The sequence below is a fragment of the Chryseomicrobium imtechense genome, assembly GCF_041475995.1.
GTDB classification, from domain to species: domain Bacteria; phylum Bacillota; class Bacilli; order Bacillales_A; family Planococcaceae; genus Chryseomicrobium; species Chryseomicrobium aureum.
Map to the genome: position 1 here is coordinate 22,932 of NZ_JBGOBM010000004.1, position 16,267 is coordinate 39,198.

The 16,267-nt window shown below is 42.0% G+C and carries 30 protein-coding genes; 25 read left to right on the plus strand and 5 right to left on the minus strand.

The genetic code is table 11. From position 1 onward, the window contains the following. Positions 1 to 222: 222 nt before the first annotated feature. The gene (locus AB5N96_RS04855) at positions 223 to 516 is read left to right on the plus strand and encodes a type II toxin-antitoxin system Phd/YefM family antitoxin (protein WP_499704833.1); all 294 of its coding nucleotides are present in this window, start codon (positions 223 to 225) and stop codon (positions 514 to 516) included. Next, positions 513 to 776, plus strand: coding sequence for a Txe/YoeB family addiction module toxin (locus tag AB5N96_RS04860; protein ID WP_499704834.1), 264 nt, complete (start codon positions 513 to 515; stop codon positions 774 to 776). The genes AB5N96_RS04855 and AB5N96_RS04860 overlap by 4 nt, the downstream gene beginning before the upstream one ends. A gap of 28 nt (positions 777 to 804) precedes the next feature. Here the strand turns inward: AB5N96_RS04860 and AB5N96_RS04865 are convergent, their stop codons facing one another. Beyond that, positions 805 to 2,106, minus strand: a complete 1,302-nt coding sequence (locus tag AB5N96_RS04865) for an acetamidase/formamidase family protein (protein WP_204590186.1) — start codon at positions 2,104 to 2,106, stop codon at positions 805 to 807. Between the two features lie 150 nt (positions 2,107 to 2,256). Here AB5N96_RS04865 and AB5N96_RS04870 point away from each other — a divergent pair, with 150 nt between their 5' ends. After that, a complete protein-coding gene (locus AB5N96_RS04870) occupies positions 2,257 to 2,487 on the plus strand; it encodes a hypothetical protein (protein ID WP_499704835.1) in 231 nt (76 codons plus the stop codon). Between the two features lie 95 nt (positions 2,488 to 2,582). On the opposite strand, the gene AB5N96_RS04875 is transcribed toward AB5N96_RS04870, so the two are convergent. Beyond that, the gene (locus AB5N96_RS04875) at positions 2,583 to 3,014 is read right to left on the minus strand and encodes a DUF4279 domain-containing protein (RefSeq protein WP_499704836.1); all 432 of its coding nucleotides are present in this window, start codon (positions 3,012 to 3,014) and stop codon (positions 2,583 to 2,585) included. A gap of 30 nt (positions 3,015 to 3,044) precedes the next feature. Then, positions 3,045 to 3,491, minus strand: a complete 447-nt coding sequence (locus tag AB5N96_RS04880; RefSeq protein ID WP_499704837.1) for a DUF4362 domain-containing protein — start codon at positions 3,489 to 3,491, stop codon at positions 3,045 to 3,047. Between the two features lie 167 nt (positions 3,492 to 3,658). Between AB5N96_RS04880 and AB5N96_RS04885 the strand changes: the two genes are divergently transcribed. The 3 genes from AB5N96_RS04885 to AB5N96_RS04895 all read left to right on the plus strand — a co-directional run bounded on the left by AB5N96_RS04885 (position 3,659) and on the right by AB5N96_RS04895 (position 5,330). Next, positions 3,659 to 4,195: a hypothetical protein gene (locus AB5N96_RS04885; protein ID WP_499704838.1), complete on the plus strand. Its 537-nt coding sequence runs from the start codon at positions 3,659 to 3,661 to the stop codon at positions 4,193 to 4,195. Positions 4,196 to 4,375: 180 nt separating this feature from the next. Beyond that, positions 4,376 to 4,765, plus strand: a complete 390-nt coding sequence (locus tag AB5N96_RS04890; protein WP_499704839.1) for a hypothetical protein — start codon at positions 4,376 to 4,378, stop codon at positions 4,763 to 4,765. A gap of 175 nt (positions 4,766 to 4,940) precedes the next feature. Then, on the plus strand, positions 4,941 to 5,330 hold the full coding sequence (locus AB5N96_RS04895) for a DUF4181 domain-containing protein (protein WP_499704840.1): 390 nt from the start codon (positions 4,941 to 4,943) through the stop codon (positions 5,328 to 5,330). Positions 5,331 to 5,424: 94 nt separating this feature from the next. Here AB5N96_RS04895 and AB5N96_RS04900 read toward each other — a convergent pair whose 3' ends face one another. Next, positions 5,425 to 5,787, minus strand: coding sequence for a VOC family protein (locus AB5N96_RS04900; RefSeq protein WP_392455665.1), 363 nt, complete (start codon positions 5,785 to 5,787; stop codon positions 5,425 to 5,427). Between the two features lie 154 nt (positions 5,788 to 5,941). Here AB5N96_RS04900 and AB5N96_RS04905 point away from each other — a divergent pair, with 154 nt between their 5' ends. From AB5N96_RS04905 to AB5N96_RS04935, 7 genes are all read left to right on the plus strand, one after another. Continuing rightward, complete coding sequence (locus tag AB5N96_RS04905; protein WP_499704841.1) at positions 5,942 to 6,154, plus strand: hypothetical protein; 213 nt, start codon at positions 5,942 to 5,944, stop codon at positions 6,152 to 6,154. Continuing rightward, entirely contained in the window at positions 6,155 to 6,520 is a 366-nt protein-coding gene (locus AB5N96_RS04910) for a hypothetical protein (protein WP_204590178.1), read from the plus strand. A 12-nt stretch (positions 6,521 to 6,532) separates the two neighbouring features. Continuing rightward, positions 6,533 to 6,946: a DUF4181 domain-containing protein gene (locus AB5N96_RS04915; protein WP_204590177.1), complete on the plus strand. Its 414-nt coding sequence runs from the start codon at positions 6,533 to 6,535 to the stop codon at positions 6,944 to 6,946. Positions 6,947 to 6,964: 18 nt separating this feature from the next. Next, positions 6,965 to 8,275: a D-serine ammonia-lyase gene (gene dsdA / locus AB5N96_RS04920; protein ID WP_392455670.1), complete on the plus strand. Its 1,311-nt coding sequence runs from the start codon at positions 6,965 to 6,967 to the stop codon at positions 8,273 to 8,275. After that, complete coding sequence (locus tag AB5N96_RS04925) at positions 8,272 to 8,769, plus strand: VanZ family protein (protein WP_499704842.1); 498 nt, start codon at positions 8,272 to 8,274, stop codon at positions 8,767 to 8,769. The genes dsdA and AB5N96_RS04925 overlap by 4 nt, the downstream gene beginning before the upstream one ends. Before the next feature lie 470 nt (positions 8,770 to 9,239). Then, positions 9,240 to 9,623 (plus strand): DnaJ family domain-containing protein, encoded by a 384-nt coding sequence (locus tag AB5N96_RS04930; RefSeq protein ID WP_392455673.1) that lies wholly within the window; start codon positions 9,240 to 9,242, stop codon positions 9,621 to 9,623. Positions 9,624 to 9,744: 121 nt separating this feature from the next. Continuing rightward, the gene (locus tag AB5N96_RS04935; RefSeq protein ID WP_499704843.1) at positions 9,745 to 10,170 is read left to right on the plus strand and encodes a protein-tyrosine phosphatase family protein; all 426 of its coding nucleotides are present in this window, start codon (positions 9,745 to 9,747) and stop codon (positions 10,168 to 10,170) included. An 81-nt stretch (positions 10,171 to 10,251) separates the two neighbouring features. On the opposite strand, the gene AB5N96_RS04940 is transcribed toward AB5N96_RS04935, so the two are convergent. Beyond that, complete coding sequence (locus AB5N96_RS04940) at positions 10,252 to 10,491, minus strand: hypothetical protein (protein ID WP_499704844.1); 240 nt, start codon at positions 10,489 to 10,491, stop codon at positions 10,252 to 10,254. Positions 10,492 to 10,592: 101 nt separating this feature from the next. On the opposite strand from AB5N96_RS04940, the gene AB5N96_RS04945 reads away from it, so the two are divergent. The 12 genes from AB5N96_RS04945 (at position 10,593) to AB5N96_RS05000 (ending at position 16,265) form a co-directional block, all read left to right on the plus strand. After that, positions 10,593 to 11,042 carry a hypothetical protein gene (locus AB5N96_RS04945; protein ID WP_499704845.1) on the plus strand — a complete coding sequence of 150 codons (450 nt, stop codon included), beginning with the start codon at positions 10,593 to 10,595 and terminating at the stop codon, positions 11,040 to 11,042. 70 nt (positions 11,043 to 11,112) lie between these two features. Further along, positions 11,113 to 11,751 (plus strand): FusB/FusC family EF-G-binding protein, encoded by a 639-nt coding sequence (locus tag AB5N96_RS04950; RefSeq protein ID WP_499704846.1) that lies wholly within the window; start codon positions 11,113 to 11,115, stop codon positions 11,749 to 11,751. 64 nt (positions 11,752 to 11,815) lie between these two features. After that, positions 11,816 to 12,028: a hypothetical protein gene (locus AB5N96_RS04955; RefSeq protein ID WP_392455677.1), complete on the plus strand. Its 213-nt coding sequence runs from the start codon at positions 11,816 to 11,818 to the stop codon at positions 12,026 to 12,028. 16 nt (positions 12,029 to 12,044) lie between these two features. Further along, entirely contained in the window at positions 12,045 to 12,467 is a 423-nt protein-coding gene (locus AB5N96_RS04960) for a hypothetical protein (RefSeq protein ID WP_204590166.1), read from the plus strand. Between the two features lie 95 nt (positions 12,468 to 12,562). Next, positions 12,563 to 12,961, plus strand: coding sequence for a thiol-disulfide oxidoreductase DCC family protein (locus tag AB5N96_RS04965; RefSeq protein ID WP_499704847.1), 399 nt, complete (start codon positions 12,563 to 12,565; stop codon positions 12,959 to 12,961). Between the two features lie 43 nt (positions 12,962 to 13,004). After that, the gene (locus AB5N96_RS04970; protein WP_392455680.1) at positions 13,005 to 13,217 is read left to right on the plus strand and encodes a hypothetical protein; all 213 of its coding nucleotides are present in this window, start codon (positions 13,005 to 13,007) and stop codon (positions 13,215 to 13,217) included. Continuing rightward, positions 13,214 to 13,615: an RDD family protein gene (locus tag AB5N96_RS04975; RefSeq protein ID WP_204590163.1), complete on the plus strand. Its 402-nt coding sequence runs from the start codon at positions 13,214 to 13,216 to the stop codon at positions 13,613 to 13,615. The genes AB5N96_RS04970 and AB5N96_RS04975 overlap by 4 nt, the downstream gene beginning before the upstream one ends. A gap of 275 nt (positions 13,616 to 13,890) precedes the next feature. Beyond that, a complete protein-coding gene (locus AB5N96_RS04980; RefSeq protein WP_392455682.1) occupies positions 13,891 to 14,460 on the plus strand; it encodes a maltose acetyltransferase domain-containing protein in 570 nt (189 codons plus the stop codon). After that, positions 14,457 to 14,657: a hypothetical protein gene (locus AB5N96_RS04985; protein ID WP_204590161.1), complete on the plus strand. Its 201-nt coding sequence runs from the start codon at positions 14,457 to 14,459 to the stop codon at positions 14,655 to 14,657. Before AB5N96_RS04980 ends, AB5N96_RS04985 begins: the two co-directional genes overlap by 4 nt. Next, the gene (locus AB5N96_RS04990) at positions 14,654 to 15,013 is read left to right on the plus strand and encodes a hypothetical protein (protein ID WP_392455683.1); all 360 of its coding nucleotides are present in this window, start codon (positions 14,654 to 14,656) and stop codon (positions 15,011 to 15,013) included. The genes AB5N96_RS04985 and AB5N96_RS04990 overlap by 4 nt, the downstream gene beginning before the upstream one ends. Before the next feature lie 34 nt (positions 15,014 to 15,047). Next, positions 15,048 to 15,788, plus strand: a complete 741-nt coding sequence (locus AB5N96_RS04995; protein WP_499704848.1) for an SDR family NAD(P)-dependent oxidoreductase — start codon at positions 15,048 to 15,050, stop codon at positions 15,786 to 15,788. Next, positions 15,789 to 16,265 carry a GNAT family N-acetyltransferase gene (locus AB5N96_RS05000; protein WP_499704849.1) on the plus strand — a complete coding sequence of 159 codons (477 nt, stop codon included), beginning with the start codon at positions 15,789 to 15,791 and terminating at the stop codon, positions 16,263 to 16,265. Positions 16,266 to 16,267 lie beyond the last annotated feature (2 nt).

Below are 16,267 nucleotides of genomic sequence, written 5' to 3' on the forward strand. Positions count from 1 at the left end.
GATCATGAATTTGCGTCGCTAGAATCGGAGGAATCGTCGCTAAGGCGCGGGGATGAGGACTATTCGTCGCTGGATTATGAATTTTCGTCGCTGAAATCGGAACATTCGTCGCTGGAGGACAGGTATCAATAGTAAAGAAAATAAATAGGATAAAACGTACAAGAAATTGTACAAAATAATGATTCCTGCATATACTAAAGAAAAAGGAATGGAGGAATTGAAATGGCTATCCATGCTTATACTGTCAGTGATTTTCGAGAAAATCTAAAAGCAATCACGGACGATGTGATTGATTACAATGAGACAGTGATTATCACGCGTCCTAAAAAACGTAACGTCGTGATGATTTCAGAAGCTGAATACAATTCATGGCAAGAAACACTCTATTTATTGGAATCAGATGCGAACCGAAATGCACTCCACGAATCCTTAGAACAAGCAAAAAATCAGAGCACAAAAGTTCTTACGCCAGAAGAGTGGGAAAAACAGAAGCGACAGTTTGAAGAAGAGGGATGAAAAAGTTTAACCTGGAGTTTACATCTAACGCATGGGAAGAATATGTTTCATTGCAAACAGAAGATAAAAAGACACTGAAACGAATCAATAAACTTATTGATGCAATCCTGAGAGACCCTTTTGATGGAATTGGGAAGCCAGAGCCACTGAAGTTTCACCTGACAGGAGCTTGGTCACGAAGAATTGATGACACCAATCGCCTTGTTTATATAGTGATGACCGATAAAATTCAAATTATTCAAGTGAAATATCATTATTAAAGCGCCGGGGAATCCCCCAGCGCTTCTTTTAATAGCGGTAATGTGTGGACACTGCGTCAAACAGACCGGCTTTTTTCAGGTACTCGATTGGTGCTAAGAATGTAATCGTGACAACACCTGGGTGACGCCCGATCTCGATTGAACCTGTGATGGTCGTGCGGTTCATGATTTCTGGAACTGTCACGCCGAATAATTCTGCAGCTCGCTCTAGACCATTTTCAGTTGCTAGGTTTAGGTTCGAACCTGACCCCACTACTGAGATTGGAAGCGATTCTTCCAGCTTCTCGATGTTCCATTGTTTTGCGATTGCTTCTGCATTCTTGCGTTCCTGTTCTGTAAATGGTTTAGCTGTATACGGAAGGTCTTCTTCGTTTGGAAGCAGGATTGGACCGTCCAAGTTAGCGTTTTTGATGACATGTACTTGGAGGTGAACAATTCCAGAGACGTCTGCAGTGTGCCCTGCGATTTCGCCATCGCCTTGCATCGCGTGCATATCTCCTAAATAAATTCCGCCACCGGGAACTTTGACCGGACAGATCAATGTGGCACCCGCACGAACGCGGCTGATATCCATATGTCCATCAGTGCGATGTTCTTTCAACTCATCTTCCGTCACTTTGTAATCATGTGGCGCACCGACTAGGAATGACCCAAAGTCACCAGCATTATGGGAGTCTGGCATAGGGCGAGACGGAGTAGTTCCAAGCTGTCCGAGGAAAGGACGCATGCGCGCAACGACACCCACTAGATCGTGAGGCGCGAATGTGACAATCGGATTCTGCACAGAATTTTCCGGAGTCTGCATGTAGTGACGGCCATCGTGTGCAATGGTCTCCGCCGCTTCTTTTGATACCGTGACACCCACGTCCCCGTGTTCACTGAAGCCGATTGTATACCCGTTTGTGAAGACGAATGGTGTAACATCTGCATCACAATTCGCACAACGGATAGCTTCCTGGCCGATTCCTTTAATGACCGTATCCGGATACATCGTTCCGCAACCCGGGCATTTTACAGCGACAAATGGATCGCCTAAAAAGCGTCCTTCCACAGGAGCATCATTTCCGGAAGCGGTTGCAAGAGAGGTCACACGAATCGAATGGATTTTCACAACAATGGCATCTCCGGGTTCTGCTCCTTCTACATAAACAGGTTTTGTAACTTCATGGCCTCCACGGATGCAAGGCGTAATCATTGGTCCCCAGCATCCAGGTGCTGTGTTGGCGATAATATGGCCACCATCACGAACGGGTCCCAGCATTTCTTTTTGTGGGTCGAGTACACCATCAATAAATGTATTCACGAGAAGAGTATCTGTTGCTTTTTGCATTTCATTTCCTCCTTCGTAGTATCTGAAAATTCAGTTTTAGTATAGCTCGAAATCGAGATATAGTCATGTGAAGTGTACTATGAATTTCTTGGAACTTTGACTGGAATCAATCGTATGAAAGGAGATACAATGAAGCTGAGGTGGTTAAGGATGAATAAGATAGGTGTGGGGATTGCGGTTGTGGCGTTAATCAGTATTATTGCGTCGTACATAATCGATAATCCGTTTTTAGATATTTTGTCGACGTTGTTGTTGATGACGTTGTTTACAGTGTCGGCGATTGATGCACGTCGGAATAACAAAAAAGGGGCGTTCATTTTCTATTCGGTGATTGCTCTGTTGGGCGCAGTCGTTTTAGGGTTTGAGATTTCAGCGCTTTAATACACTAGTTAAATTTAGGATAGAAAGAAGACAGTAGCTTCTCCACTTAACACTAAGAGGAACTACTGTCTTTTTGTGAGGTATTTAAGTATCTCTTAAAACTCGTCTTCGGTGGATTCATTATAAATATCAAATTCAAATGGTGCGCCTATCTTATTTGCGAACCCAGCAAGTTCTGGAGAAATTATTAAACCTCGCGTCTGAGCAGTTTTGAAATTTATGACCCCAACGAGTTTACATTCTAACTTGTACCTTTCTTTATACAAGTTAATAGTATCTACTGAGTTATGTAGCTTAGCTACTATCGTTTCGATTACTTCATCCGGATGATCCGTATTCACATAGTCGCTGCCTAATTCCCACGCAGTTTCAAAGCGCGTATGTTTTGTTTTACCTCTAATAAATTCTTCACCTTGTCTATGGGCTTCTGTCGGAGAAACTCCCATTGCTTCTGTAAATTCTTCGAGTGGAAATTCATCTCCGTAAATGACAAAATAGCCCCTTGTTTCTGTGCAATATGTCTGCATTTCAATCAGCTCCTAATCTCTTTGATATAGTCAAGAATGGCTTTCTAAAACCATGATCATTTCTTCATCACCAGTGCATCCATCCAAACTATACCGAATCGAACTTTGCGTTTCGTCTTTGATCATTCCTTCGCAAGTAAATGTCTCGACGATCTGTGTCCCAAACCCATCTCGTCGCGTATCGTGAGTAAAAGTGAACAGATCCTCAGAAAAAGAAATGTTCTTTAGTACAGGGGCTCCTTCCTCAGTATAGGAAATGATGCGAACTTGGTCGGATTGATGGGTCTCAATATTCGATAAAAAATCATTCAGACGTTCAAGATTTGTAATGTCTCCGTGTGTATCCACAATATCTTCAGAAGTTATCTCTAATGGTTCAATTGTGGAAGGATCCACTTTTTCAATCTCTCCTTCATAACCGGAATCACACCCGATAAGCAAAATGCAGATAGTTAGTACGAGGCATTTTCTCTTCATAAGTACCCCCATTATTTTCATGAATTATGGAAATTATTACTTCCAAATAGTTTCTCATTTTTCAAACTTCCTGTCGACATTTTCCAAATGATACGAAATAATTGAAGAAGATAATTGTAACCAAATTCAACCAAATAAGGTTTACTCATCAAAAGGAGGGACTTGTCTTGAAAAGAAGTATTCTAGTTTTATGCATGATGTTGTTTTCTATGTTGCTTCCATACTTTACCCCGACAGCTTCGGCATGTAGCTGTGTGGAACCATTCTCAGTACAAGAAGAACTAGAAAGCAGCGCACTTGTGATTTTGGGAACTGTACGTGAAATCAAGCAATCAAGTAGTGCAGGTAACAAAGAAGTCCTAGTTGAAGTATCTCGCATATTTAAAGGAGAGACGCAATCGCAACAAATTATTGTGACTGCTGGTGACTCTGCAGCATGTGGCTTTGAATTTCAACAAGGTCTGGACCATTTGATTTATGCACGAGATGTTGGAACCGGCTATACGACAGGTCTTTGTGATCGAACAACACTTGCTTCCTCAGCAGCCGACGATTTATCAATCCTTGGTGAAGGGCAGTTGCCTGATGAACAAGTGGACCTTTCCTTGGACCGCACTCCCATTAGTTTTTGGTTAATAGGAATTCCTTTTTTAATTGGCATAGGCATAATCGTTTATTATTTTATGAGAAGACAAAAATCATAATGGTCGGCCGAACTCGGTCGATTTTTTATTTTACAGAAAGGTGAGAGAAAGGTGACAGGCACCATTTGGAATCAACATCCATTTGGTGCCTGTCACCTTTCATTTTTTATTTTGGCATCTATGGTAAATACTACAAATTTAGTATACTTAGTGAACGGAAAGAAGTGGAGGGGGACTACAATGGAGTTTTATCAACTGTTGGCTGGTGGGGCAGTGGTGCTTATAATTTACTCGATCTTAATTTATTTGTTAAAAAAAAGATGGGGTTTAAAAGGCGACCCACCAACTACCTATTCCAAATTACATAAAGATCTTCGTTTAGGATTAGCAGTCGTAGCGATTTTAGGAATTCTCTTTATTGGTTTTGGACAAGCGGACTCGCAAAATCGATTACCACTTCTAGCTATTCCATTTGTGGTTTCAGTGCTTCTGGAGGCACTCAACATTTATATGCAAATAAAGCATGGGGAGAATCCCAAATGGATAGCAATCTCTTGGATTTCGCTCTTTACAATGATGGGTATTTTTATCGCTACTATTATTGTATGGATGACTATGTCCACAAATTAAATTGAATAACTAGGAATAATTATATTATAAAGATATAAAACAAGGTGACAGGCACCATTTGGAATCAACATCCATTTGGTGCCTGTCACCTTCCATTTTTTATTTTGTCATCTATGGTAAATACTACAAATTTAGTATACTGAGTGAATAGTAAGAAAATAGAGAGGGGATTACAATGGAGTTTTATAAAATAGCTGTCGCAGCTACAGTATTATTCTTTTCGTATTTAATAATAGTATTTTATTTAAAAAGAAAATGGGGTCTAGAAGGGAACACACCACTTGCTTATTCGAAAACACATAAAATAATACGATTTAGTATTACGGGTTTAGCAGTAGCACTCATATTATTTTTCGGTTTACGCAGCATCACTGAAGAAAGACCATTTCCTATTATGTTCTTTCCAATCGCAGCTTTCTTTATCATAGAGTTAGTCAATATCTACATGCAGAAAAAGCACGGTGAAAATCCGAAATGGGCAGTGATTTCCTGGGTGACTGTAGGATTTATTGTCCTACTGTTCATTGGAGCGGTCTATATCTGGATCACTACTCTAGCTTACTAAAACATAGTCTGAAACAAATTTTGCTACCAAATACATATGCCGCGCCTTCAGAAAGCGACCCCGGAACGGAACTCAACTCAAAGTATCTTAACTTCTATAGTTCTTGAATCATCTCAACACGATTGCCAAACGGATCGCGGAACTCAAACCGGTCATAGCCAGGGATGGGAATCCCACTTAACGCTTCGATCCCTGCTTGATCGAGTACTTGCTTCCAGTGTGCTAAATCAGAAACAAGATAAGCAAGATGGGCTTTTGTCGTGGAACGATCGAACCCTTCTTCAGCACCGACGTGCACTTCCTGCGTGCCAACTTGTAACCAGAACCCACCTCGACCTTGTAAGGATTCAGGTTTTGGGATTTCCGGAAGACCGAGCAGTTCACTATAAAATGCTTTTGCTTCTGCCTCTTTTCCCGAAGGTATGGTAATTTGAGCATGGTGTAAGCCAAGTATCATGTAAAATTCCCCCTTTGTTCTTTCAGTATGACAGACCACGGGCTCGTATAAAACGATAAAAGTTCCAAAAAGAGGAACTCTTCTTGCTTTTGTCCGTATGAAAGTTACAGATAGTTAATTGAACGTCCATTCAAACAGAATTGAGGTAACGACTATGCACTATCTTCTACTATCTTTACAACTACTCATCAGCGGAGGCATTCTCTACTGGCTGTGGATTCCAAACTCATTGGTAACACAATTAGTTGCTGCAGTTGCGTTACTCGTCTTTATTTTGACGGCTACAAAACTGCTTCATGACATCGTCGCAGATGAACCAAAGCCGACAGCAGAACTATTTTTTAAAAAGACTAAAGGGGGAAATTAAATGTTTATTGCTCTATTTTCGATTGTATTTTTAGTGTTCGTCGTCATTTGGATTGCGGCAATCACTCAGTCTATTAAAAACCGATGGAATCTTGAATCGACAATTGACTTCAGTAAAGTTCTTATTCAATTTGGCGGTATATTTTCGATTGTTTCGTTGATTGGGACTTCAGTAGATGTGTTTGTATTCTCATGGATTTTTGAATTGTTCTTAGCAGGTATTATATTTGGAGTTCTGACTATGTTCACCGGTTTGTTTTCCTATACAGCTATTTTTATGGCGATCCAAGACGAAGCTAGCAATGTGTCCATTCAAGAACAGGAGCTTCATATAGACGCTACGTTGAAAGATGAACCTTCTCAGTGAAGGGGCTTTTAAATGGATGTATCGAACTTCATACTTGCAGTGGTTCTGACCCTGTTAGCACTGTATCTAATTCGAGTTACAGTGAAACGCTACTTTGAATTACCTAAAAGAGAAGCAGGGGTTTATTACACACCTACGCACAAGTATTTACACTACACTTTGAATACGATTATTGTTTTGGTTCCACCTATTGCTTCTTATTACGCTGTCGGTCAAGGTCCAACGATTCCAGTACTAGCATTCATGGTTTCAGCTCTTGTTGCATTTACACTTGGCGCTATTCGAATTTTCATGGAGTGGAAGCATGATGAATACCGCATCCTTTACAAGGCATCTCTCGTCGAAGGAGTAGGATCAATAGCCGTCTTAGCACTTTTTGCAGCCGTTTTGATAGAAGATGTTGGTCTCCAGTGGTTTTCAATTTAACAGTAAAGGAGTTTACATATGTACACATCAGATAATTTACGTAAATTGCACCCAGTCGTAGAAGACTTGATTGCGAAAAAAGAAACAGCTTGGTTGAACGAGGAGTTATTTCCGACAGATGTCGCACTCTCTTCTTGTTTGTTAAGCGAAGACGATGTGCGTGATGCGGAGCAAAGAATGGAGCGGTTTGCCCCATTTTTTGTGAAGGCTTTTCCAGAAACCGCTGTGACAGAAGGGATTATTGAATCTGAAGTAAGAGAAATCTCTGCGATGCAACAGGCTCTCGTGAACTATTCCGGAAGTAAGATTGCCGGTAAACTTTTCATGAAGTTTGATAGTCATCTTCCGATTTCCGGTTCGATCAAGGCACGTGGGGGGATTTATGAAGTAGTGAAGCATGCCGAAACATTGGCTCTTGAAGCTGGACTGATTCATTTAGAAGATACCTACGAAAAATTCGCTTCAGAGGAATTCAAGAAGTTCTTTTCCAATTACTCGGTCGCTGTAGGCTCAACAGGGAACCTGGGTCTTAGCATAGGCATCATCAGTGCTAAACTCGGTTTCCATGTAACAGTCCATATGTCAGCAGACGCAAAAGAGTGGAAGAAGAATTTGCTACGTGAGAAGGGTGTCGAGGTAATCGAATATGCTTCAGACTACAGTTTGGCAGTAGAACGAGGAAGAGAGCAAGCTGAAAACGATCCGAGTTGTCACTTTGTGGATGATGAAAACTCGACAGATCTATTTCTGGGCTACGCAGTGGCTGGACTTCGTTTAAAACGTCAATTGGCGGAACAAGGAATTGAAGTGAATCCAGAAAATCCGCTTATCGTGTACCTGCCTTGTGGTGTGGGCGGAGGTCCAGGTGGCGTCGCTTTTGGATTGAAACTAGCATTTGGAGACGCAGTGCAATGCTATTTTGCAGAACCGACACACTCTCCGTGTATGACACTCGGTATGGCGACCAATCTTCATGACAAAGTGTCAGTGGCAGATATCGGGCTCGATAACGTGACAGAAGCGGATGGACTTGCAGTCGGTCGTGCTTCTGGCTTTGTTGGAAAGGTAATGAAGCCATTTATGAGCGGCTGCTTCACCGTGTCAGATGCGCGACTTTTTGAATTGATGCACCTCTTTTACGGGGCAGAAGGACTATTCTTAGAGCCATCTGCATTTGCAGGAATGATTGGCCCTGTGATGGTTCCAGGTACAGATGAATCGGCCACACATCTAATCTGGGCTACAGGCGGTGGAATGGTGCCAGAGGACATGCAACAAGTCTATTTGACGAAAGCAAAACAGATGTATTCAACTAGGTCGGGTTCATGAAGTTTTTGAAAGCATTGATGTGGGGGAGTTTTATTCTGTACTTGCTCGTTTTAGGAACTTTGTTGTTTGTGAGTTCTCGACATGGTTATCTCGTTTATGACTATACATTTGCGGAAAAGCTCCGATACAATGCGAACTTTGTTCCGTTTGCGACAATTTCAGATTACATATCCGCCTATCAAAATCAAACATTGAATACAGACATCATTGTGCGTAACTTAGGAGGCAATTTGATCGCCTTCACACCCTTTGGATTGTTCCTACCACTACTATTCGAAAAGCTGCGTAAGATAGGACCCTTTCTACTTGTGTTTATAAGTATACTTACGGGTATTGAAGTGACTCAGTTACTAACAGTTCGAGGAAGTTTCGATGTAGATGATTTTATCTTGAACATTCCAAGTGCACTCCTTGGGTGGGGAATTTTTCATCTAGGCAGTAAAGTATGGGCGAATTGGAGATACGGGGAGGTAGTAAATGACGAAATCCATTAAGCTTTCATTGATAGCCATATATATACTTGTTGCTACTGTAGTGTACGATTCCCTCATCCTTCTTCCAAAAAAAGATGCAATTACTGAATTCCTTCAGGACAATCTGGAATCTATAATGGAGTAAAAGGCCTGTCACTGTACAGGCCTTTTACATTTTCAGAGGCCATGTGTCGTTTGAAGGTCTTTCTAGCAAGGGCTTGGGCAGCTCGGTTTTAAAAAGAAGCAATGTTTTCTTCGAAGGCCAGGTATTTAGTTTCCATAATTCTACTTGTGGCTAATGGAATACATTTAATGGCTAATGGAATAAAAATCATGGCCAATGGAATACAAATCATGGCTAATGAACGCACGCTCACCATTCAACTCTAAGTCACTATCTCGCAACAGTTCCTGTTTTTGTCACTTTTAGTAATAGGAATTCAACAAATTATCTAGAATTTACTAAAGAGACAGAAAGTGAGGCGAAAGCTATGACGAATGACAAACCGGAATACAATGATTTGATTGGTGACATCGTGAAAGAATATGCCAAAACAGGCGGGATGGACAACCTTCCTGGAATGGGTAAACCATTGTCAGAAGAGTATTTGTCAGGGGACGTATTTCAAAACTTTCAACGCATTGCGAAAGAACAAGGCTATAAACCCTATTGGCTTGAGCTCCAACATGCTATACGGGACGACTTGAATAAACTAAATGCCGACATTCAAGCAGGAAAAAAGAAAGACAGCGAACTTCGCTTAAAACAAATCAACGACAAAATCTTTAAGTACAATCAACAATGCCCACCGCCAATGCAAAAGGGGTCTGTTAGACTGGAGTCAATAGAAGCAGCTATAAGCAGATGGACATAATAAAAGGCCGTTTCCCTAAAGGAGCGGCCATTAAAATGAAACTAGTTACGTTAACTATTTGAAATGCGTAGTTATGTGCACATCGGGTATAGTAAAGAGAGGGAAAAAGGAGGAATGCCAAATGGCAAACTACAACGAATTAATTCCAGGAAAGATTTATATAGGCGGCGCAGATGCAGCCAGTGAAGTTGCAGAAAAAGAAAACGTGGATGTCATCTATGATCTTCGTGCAGAGGCTCATGAACGAGGAGAACTATCAACATCTGAGAGTGTCTCACTTCCTCTTATTGAAGACGGGGAAGGACAAGCGAACACCATTAAAAAAGTAGCTCACCAAATCGTAGAAGATTTTGATGCAGGCAAATCTGTTTATTTCCACTGCCAAGGTGGTAGCGGAAGAACAGGAACTGTTGCAGCTGCCGTTCTACTCGAAATGGGACGCGCTTCGACTGTAGAGGACGCCATTCAACAAGTACAAAGTGTCCGAGATTCCGTAAAAGTGAAACCAGAATTCCAAGAAGCTTTGCTTTCTATATATGAACAATAAATTTAGTAGGTAAAGATATTCATTGAATAAATGAAACGCTATTTTCTCATGATAGAAGAGAAAATAGTGTTTTTTCTTTGTCTAAATGATATGTCCCTCTCGCCATTTATTCCGGCGAAATACACCGACTACAAACAACGCCCACATCTGAATCGTCAAAATATAAAGCATCCATGTCGTTGGGTGATCTGTGAAGAACATAAATAAAATAATCGTGTGAATACTAACAGCGAGTAGTGAATACCGCACAACCCCGAGTGAAGCAAAGGTGGCTTGTATCGTCATAAAGAACATCAATAGAAAGAGTGGCAACCAGAACATTGAACTTCCCCCTCACTTTATTTAATTGTACATAAAATTCTAATAAAATGGTATATACTATTTAGTAAAATGGTAAAATGAAGAAAAAGTAGGAGGTTCTGATGAAACGGTATATTGCTCTATGCATTTGTGCATTAGTTGGAATCAGCGGTATTTTAATGATTTCAGCAGAACCAATAGAAGAGCCTTTAAAAGAATGGGAACAGCAACTTCAGCTTCCTAAAACTTACGAAATTATTGAGGCCCACCAACTACCACGTCGGCAACAACTTGCGATCGTGAAAGTATTAGAACCAGACGGCTATCGTCATGTCATGGTACTTGGTCAAAATCGACTGACACATTGGAAGCTAGTAGAAAGCCTGGATCTTGGTGTAGCTACAAAAGACACCATTGGTCAATCTATCGAAGAAGCGTATTTAACTGCAGGGTATATTCAAGCTTCTGATTCCCCTCCAAGCCCAGATTGTATTGAAGTCGCAGCACCAAACGCTACCTATTCTCTCTGGTATCAACTTCAAGGTTCCGGCCTATATGAACAGCACGAGTAACCCACTGGGCCTTGTGCTTTTTTCATGGATTAGATAATGGTACGATAAACCTAAGAAGGGGGAGTCTTTTATGGAATTTCTAACCGTAGCCAACTACAGATTGCTTACAAAACAAATTACAAAACTACTGAATGCACTTTCGACTTCCAAAGATAAAGACGTTATTGCAGCTGTAAAAGGATTGATTGAGACAGACCTTCGCGCTGCCCTTCCACAAACAGATCAGACCGATACAATCGTGCATCAATTGCATCAAGTGACAGACCGTACAGATGCCGATTTATTCCTACATGCAGTCAAATCCTATGTCATTCCGTTCAAAGCTCCGACCGCAGAGGACTTGAAGAAGTTGTTTAAAAAAGAAAAACGTCTTCGGATACCGCCACTCCAGTCCTATGATTGGAAGGAAGTGACCTGCTTATCTTGGAAAGATGGAGGAACACATTGCCAGTACTTTGTGATTGAACAAGAGGGGAAGTGGAAGACACTACAAGGCGTAACAAAGGTAGATACGTTAAAAGGTGTCTGCAGAATTTGTCGCCAGCATACCCTTGTAAATTTATTCACAGCAACTGTCAGAGGAAAGACGGAAGATACCTTTACGTCTTACAGTCACTATATCTGTGAAGATCCAGCTGTGTGCAATTCAAATTTAGACAATGCAGAGCAAATTCATACATTTATTTTTGAAAATCAACAAAATAAATAGAGGATTCGACCCATACACTAGCGAATACTACAAGATTAGAACTTTAGTGGAAGAGGTGTCGGTCATGTTGTTTCTTGTTCGCTTTGTATTGTGGGTCGTGTTAATTTACGTGTACTTCCAAATTGCTGAGTGGGCATGGACCGAATTCATGCCGAACTTAAACGGAGGAGAAGTGTTGCTCGTCAGTATTTTCATGATGGTCCTCTGTGTAGCAATTGCACAGTACACGGTTTGGAAAGTTAGTGAACTGTTTATTCGTGAAAAACATTATGAGTAGGTGAAGAAAACGCATCATGAGAATCTTACATAGTTTCATCGTATTGTTTTTACTAGGGAGCTTCGTTGCATCAGCAGACACGGAATTCGTTGTCCATGATGGCAGAGTCTACAATGTGACAACTGAAGTGATAGCCGCAGATGAAGTGGGTACAGCCATTGGAGAGATTACGGTCGAGTCGGATGAGATCCAAACTGGTGCATCCAACGTCTATCCAGTCGGAACATTTTTGTATGACATTCAAGGCACGAATCGTTCGGAAGCTATTGCAATCGAAGTGTCTTCAGGTGAGTTTGTAAAAGCGACATATTCCGAAGCGAATGAAGGTGGCTTCTCGCTATGGACGTTGATGCTCGGCATTGTCGGGATTTTAATCATTGCAGTAGGGATGATGTCATTCCGCAATCAGCGAAGTCATGTGAAACAATATAAAGACTAAACCGTTCTGTCTATCTGAGCGGTTTTTGTTATGAACCCATAACAAGAATTCCCTGTTTTTGTATGGTAAACTACTCAGTAGAGGGGGGAGACAGTATGGAAGCGAAACGAATTGTGTTGTACGACGGCGTTTGTAATTTCTGCGATGCCAGCGTTCAATTTATATGGAAGCGCGATTCAAAAGGAGTTATCCATTTTGTTTCTCTCCAAAGTGAGACAGGACGAATGCTTCTTGCTCAAAACCGCATACCAGAAGAGACGAATAGTTTTATCTTCCTTGATAATGGCCATGCGTATATCGAGTCGGATGCTGCGTTTCGGGTAGTACGCTATTTGGACGGAGCATGGCGCATGCTTTCAATCGGAAGGTTCGTTCCAAAGCAGTTGCGAGATGCTGGATATCGGGTGATTGCACGCAACCGGTACAAGTGGTTTGGGAAGAAAGAGGCATGCAGTATTCCGCCACTAAACGTCCGAACGCGATTTTTAGATTGAAACTTTTAAGCGCCTCTCTTCGTAAACAGAGAGAGGTGATCGTATGAAGACTTGGATTGTAATTTGTATCACTGTATTTTTGTTACTTCTCTTTTCCCAGCTGATTTCAGGCTATCTATTGACGAGTACATATTTGCCTGGAAGAGCACCAGTCAGTTCAGGTGATGTGTTCTTACTGTTTCAAACAGTAGTTGTAGGAACAGGTCTTTGGGCTATTTACCGGGTTTCTCAAAAAAGAAAGGGTGTTACAGAATGAAAGAACTTTCAAAAAAACGAACAAAAGCAGTATTAATCGACACAGCAGTCGCTACAGCCGTATCGTTGACACTTGAAGCAGCACTTAAAGGGATTACGAAGAAGAATCGTTCAGCAGAAGCAGTCTACGCAACGGTGCTTCCGACAGTTGTCATGTGGGGTTTAGAAGCGTTGCAGTTTAAAAATAATGGTCAAACACTTGGCTATAAAGCAATGGGCTTGAAGCTTGAAACAGAAGATGGTCGCGTGCCTTCATGTGAGCAAGCGTTGAAGCGTGCCGTTTACCGTGACACACTCAGCACATTTGATTATTTGAAAGACCGCAAAGGCTTTGAAGGGACAGACGGAAGCGAGTTTCCACACGACCGAAAATTTGGGGTCGTAGTCCGCGAAGTATAAGATCCATCCGCCCAGAGTGAATTTGGGCGGATTTTTTGTAGGGTTCGAGCGAGTTAGTTTCCATAACATCAGTAGGGGCGTTAATGAGGAGAACTCGGTCGTTAAGTAGGGAAGTTGGGGCGCTAATGAGAGACGTTCGGTCGTTAATTGAGCAAATTCGGGCGCTAAAGCGCAAACTTCCCAAAATCTTTTCTAGAAAGTTCTTTTAGTAATCAAGGTCTCTTTTGTATTTTCCTCGCGTTTTGGAGATAATGGCGAAAAGGGGTGTGAGCACCATGACTGAAAAAGAAAAGATGCTGGCAGGTGAAATGTACCTGGCTGCTGACCCACAATTAGTTGCCGAACGAAATCGTGCGCGACAACTTGTACATAGCTACAATCAAACACTTCCGGAAGAAACAGCGCGTCGAACCGAAATTCTAACTGAACTTTTAGGAGACACGAAAGAACCACCAACTATCGAGCCGAGCATTCGCGTGGATTATGGATATAACATCCATACAGGTACGGCCTTTTTTGCTAACTTTGACTGTGTATTTTTAGACGTTTGTGAAATTCGTTTTGGGGACCGCTGCATGCTAGGGCCAGGTGTTCACATCTATACAGCTACACATCCTTTAGATCCTTTAGAACGCTCTTCTGGCAGAGAATATGCCATTCCGGTAAAAATAGGAGACGACGTCTGGATTGGTGGAGGTGCACTTATTATGCCGGGTGTCACAGTCGGCGACCGGGTTGTGATAGCTTCCGGAGCTGTAGTTACAAAAGATATACCAAATGATGCTGTGGTAGGAGGCAATCCTGCTCGAATTTTAAAAAACTTAGTAGAGGAAAGTGCACAATGACTAAAACAACAGACCGCCGATTGATGCTAATGTTCTTTCATTACATCGTATCTATAGCGGCTCTCATTTTTATCTTTTTATACCGCACGGAACTGCAAGAAGTCGGTACATTTTGGATTTATGTGGTCGTCACATGCATCTTATTAGGACTTGCGATTTTTGAAACCTATCGATACCGAAAGGGGAAAAAGACATGAAACGGTGGAAGTTGCTCACATTCATAGCTCTCTTGGTCATCAATGTTGTCATTATCGGCTATGCTTATCAGACGAGTCACTATCAATCTTCGGGTGCTCACGCGGGGTTCCCGATTGCAAAAGATGCGGAGCAAATTGAAAAAACAGAGGGCCTCACGATTTATAGTTGGGACAAAGCTGAGGCAGATGGAGATATTCCACTAAGCTATCGGCTCATCATTTGGCAACGTGGATGGGAACAGACATCTAAACAAGGACCAACGCGTTTCTATGAAAAAGGTGACTATCAGATCATGTTGACTTCTTTGCGTGGAGAAATCAGTTTGCATGATGTACCAGAAAGTGAAGGACAATGAGTATTCGTGAAGTAAACCGTGAGGAGGAGTTTAAATGCAACTAGCAATTGTTACGGGCGCATCAAAAGGACTTGGAGACGGATTAGTCGATAGCTTTTTAGAAAAAGGGATTCCGGTCATCGGCTTGTCTCGTTCAGAAACAGAAAGTCGCGAGGCGTTTACATCTTTACTTTATGATTTGTCGCAGTCTGGAGTACCATTGACGGCTGCTGAACATATATGGCAAGAAATTGAGAAGAGCGGTGCGCAAGACGTCACGATCATTCACAATGCGAGTGTCATCGACCCGATTGAACGTGTTGGGAAACTGGACGCTGATCGAGTAGAAATTGCGTTTCGAGTTAATGTACTGGCACCGATGCTGATGACAAATGTCTGGCTCGCAAAAGCTAAACAGTGGACGGGCACTTTGACAATTGTAAATGTCACCTCAGGTGCAGGCTCTCGTCCGATTTCAGGATGGAGCGTCTATAACAGTACAAAAGCTGCAATCAACATGCACACGCAAGTAACGGGTTTAGAACTAGACCAAGCGAGCAGTGAACACCGAGTGATTGCCTACAATCCAGGTGTGATGGATACAGGTATGCAGCAAACAATCCGCAGTTCGTCGGAAGAAGCGTTTGCGGATGTTGGGCGTTTTAAAGAGTTAAAGCAAAAAGGGGATCTTCGTGCACCGCGCACAGTAGCGGATGCGCTAGTCAGTTTGGTGACGAACGGCCCTGTTGAAAACGGTCGTATTTATACGGTAACAGAACTATTGGGGGATAACTGAGTGGACATAACTGTTCGATTGGCAGACAAACAAGATGCACGAACGTTAGCTGATATGCGATTTGCGTTCACAGCAGAAGACAAAGAACTTGATCAGTCCGAAGAAGCCAAGGAGCGCTTTTGTAGGGAGTTCCTTGCACAAGAAGAGTTGTTTTCAACGGACAATCGGTGGTTGATTTGGGTAGCGGAAGTGGATGGAGAGATTGTCTCTCACATTTACTTGCAACGCATCAACAAAGTTATTCGTCCAGAACGAAAACCTCAGCAATTTTACTGGATGACGAATGTCTACACAAAACCTGCTTTTCGAGCGAAAGGAATTGGAGGTCAGTTGTTAAGAGTGATTAATAACTGGTTGGATTTGCACGAGGCAGAATTTACACTTGTATGGCCAAGTGACGAGGGCCGCATAGTTTACGAGAGAAACGGGTACAACACGTTGAATGACCCTATGGCCCGCTATAGGGAGGAGTTGTAAGG

Coding starts and splice junctions, on each gene's coding strand:
- AB5N96_RS04870 (WP_499704835.1), top strand. CDS start 2,257: ATGAATAAGATAGGTGTGGGGATTGCGGTTGTGGCGTTAATCAGTATT.
- AB5N96_RS04915 (WP_204590177.1), top strand. CDS start 6,533: ATGGATGTATCGAACTTCATACTTGCAGTGGTTCTGACCCTGTTAGCA.
- AB5N96_RS04965 (WP_499704847.1), top strand. CDS start 12,563: ATGGAAGCGAAACGAATTGTGTTGTACGACGGCGTTTGTAATTTCTGC.
- AB5N96_RS04925 (WP_499704842.1), top strand. CDS start 8,272: ATGAAGTTTTTGAAAGCATTGATGTGGGGGAGTTTTATTCTGTACTTG.
- AB5N96_RS04890 (WP_499704839.1), top strand. CDS start 4,376: ATGGAGTTTTATCAACTGTTGGCTGGTGGGGCAGTGGTGCTTATAATT.
- AB5N96_RS04940 (WP_499704844.1), bottom strand. CDS start 10,491: ATGTTCTGGTTGCCACTCTTTCTATTGATGTTCTTTATGACGATACAA.
- AB5N96_RS04855 (WP_499704833.1), top strand. CDS start 223: ATGGCTATCCATGCTTATACTGTCAGTGATTTTCGAGAAAATCTAAAA.
- AB5N96_RS04865 (WP_204590186.1), bottom strand. CDS start 2,106: ATGCAAAAAGCAACAGATACTCTTCTCGTGAATACATTTATTGATGGT.
- AB5N96_RS04935 (WP_499704843.1), top strand. CDS start 9,745: ATGGCAAACTACAACGAATTAATTCCAGGAAAGATTTATATAGGCGGC.
- AB5N96_RS04875 (WP_499704836.1), bottom strand. CDS start 3,014: ATGCAGACATATTGCACAGAAACAAGGGGCTATTTTGTCATTTACGGA.
- AB5N96_RS04975 (WP_204590163.1), top strand. CDS start 13,214: ATGAAAGAACTTTCAAAAAAACGAACAAAAGCAGTATTAATCGACACA.
- AB5N96_RS04980 (WP_392455682.1), top strand. CDS start 13,891: ATGACTGAAAAAGAAAAGATGCTGGCAGGTGAAATGTACCTGGCTGCT.
- AB5N96_RS04990 (WP_392455683.1), top strand. CDS start 14,654: ATGAAACGGTGGAAGTTGCTCACATTCATAGCTCTCTTGGTCATCAAT.
- AB5N96_RS04905 (WP_499704841.1), top strand. CDS start 5,942: ATGCACTATCTTCTACTATCTTTACAACTACTCATCAGCGGAGGCATT.
- AB5N96_RS04950 (WP_499704846.1), top strand. CDS start 11,113: ATGGAATTTCTAACCGTAGCCAACTACAGATTGCTTACAAAACAAATT.
- AB5N96_RS04995 (WP_499704848.1), top strand. CDS start 15,048: ATGCAACTAGCAATTGTTACGGGCGCATCAAAAGGACTTGGAGACGGA.
- AB5N96_RS04970 (WP_392455680.1), top strand. CDS start 13,005: ATGAAGACTTGGATTGTAATTTGTATCACTGTATTTTTGTTACTTCTC.
- AB5N96_RS04860 (WP_499704834.1), top strand. CDS start 513: ATGAAAAAGTTTAACCTGGAGTTTACATCTAACGCATGGGAAGAATAT.
- AB5N96_RS04960 (WP_204590166.1), top strand. CDS start 12,045: ATGAGAATCTTACATAGTTTCATCGTATTGTTTTTACTAGGGAGCTTC.
- AB5N96_RS04985 (WP_204590161.1), top strand. CDS start 14,457: ATGACTAAAACAACAGACCGCCGATTGATGCTAATGTTCTTTCATTAC.
- AB5N96_RS04895 (WP_499704840.1), top strand. CDS start 4,941: ATGGAGTTTTATAAAATAGCTGTCGCAGCTACAGTATTATTCTTTTCG.
- AB5N96_RS04930 (WP_392455673.1), top strand. CDS start 9,240: ATGACGAATGACAAACCGGAATACAATGATTTGATTGGTGACATCGTG.
- AB5N96_RS04900 (WP_392455665.1), bottom strand. CDS start 5,787: ATGATACTTGGCTTACACCATGCTCAAATTACCATACCTTCGGGAAAA.
- AB5N96_RS04945 (WP_499704845.1), top strand. CDS start 10,593: ATGAAACGGTATATTGCTCTATGCATTTGTGCATTAGTTGGAATCAGC.
- AB5N96_RS04955 (WP_392455677.1), top strand. CDS start 11,816: ATGTTGTTTCTTGTTCGCTTTGTATTGTGGGTCGTGTTAATTTACGTG.
- AB5N96_RS04880 (WP_499704837.1), bottom strand. CDS start 3,491: ATGAAGAGAAAATGCCTCGTACTAACTATCTGCATTTTGCTTATCGGG.
- AB5N96_RS04910 (WP_204590178.1), top strand. CDS start 6,155: ATGTTTATTGCTCTATTTTCGATTGTATTTTTAGTGTTCGTCGTCATT.
- dsdA (WP_392455670.1), top strand. CDS start 6,965: ATGTACACATCAGATAATTTACGTAAATTGCACCCAGTCGTAGAAGAC.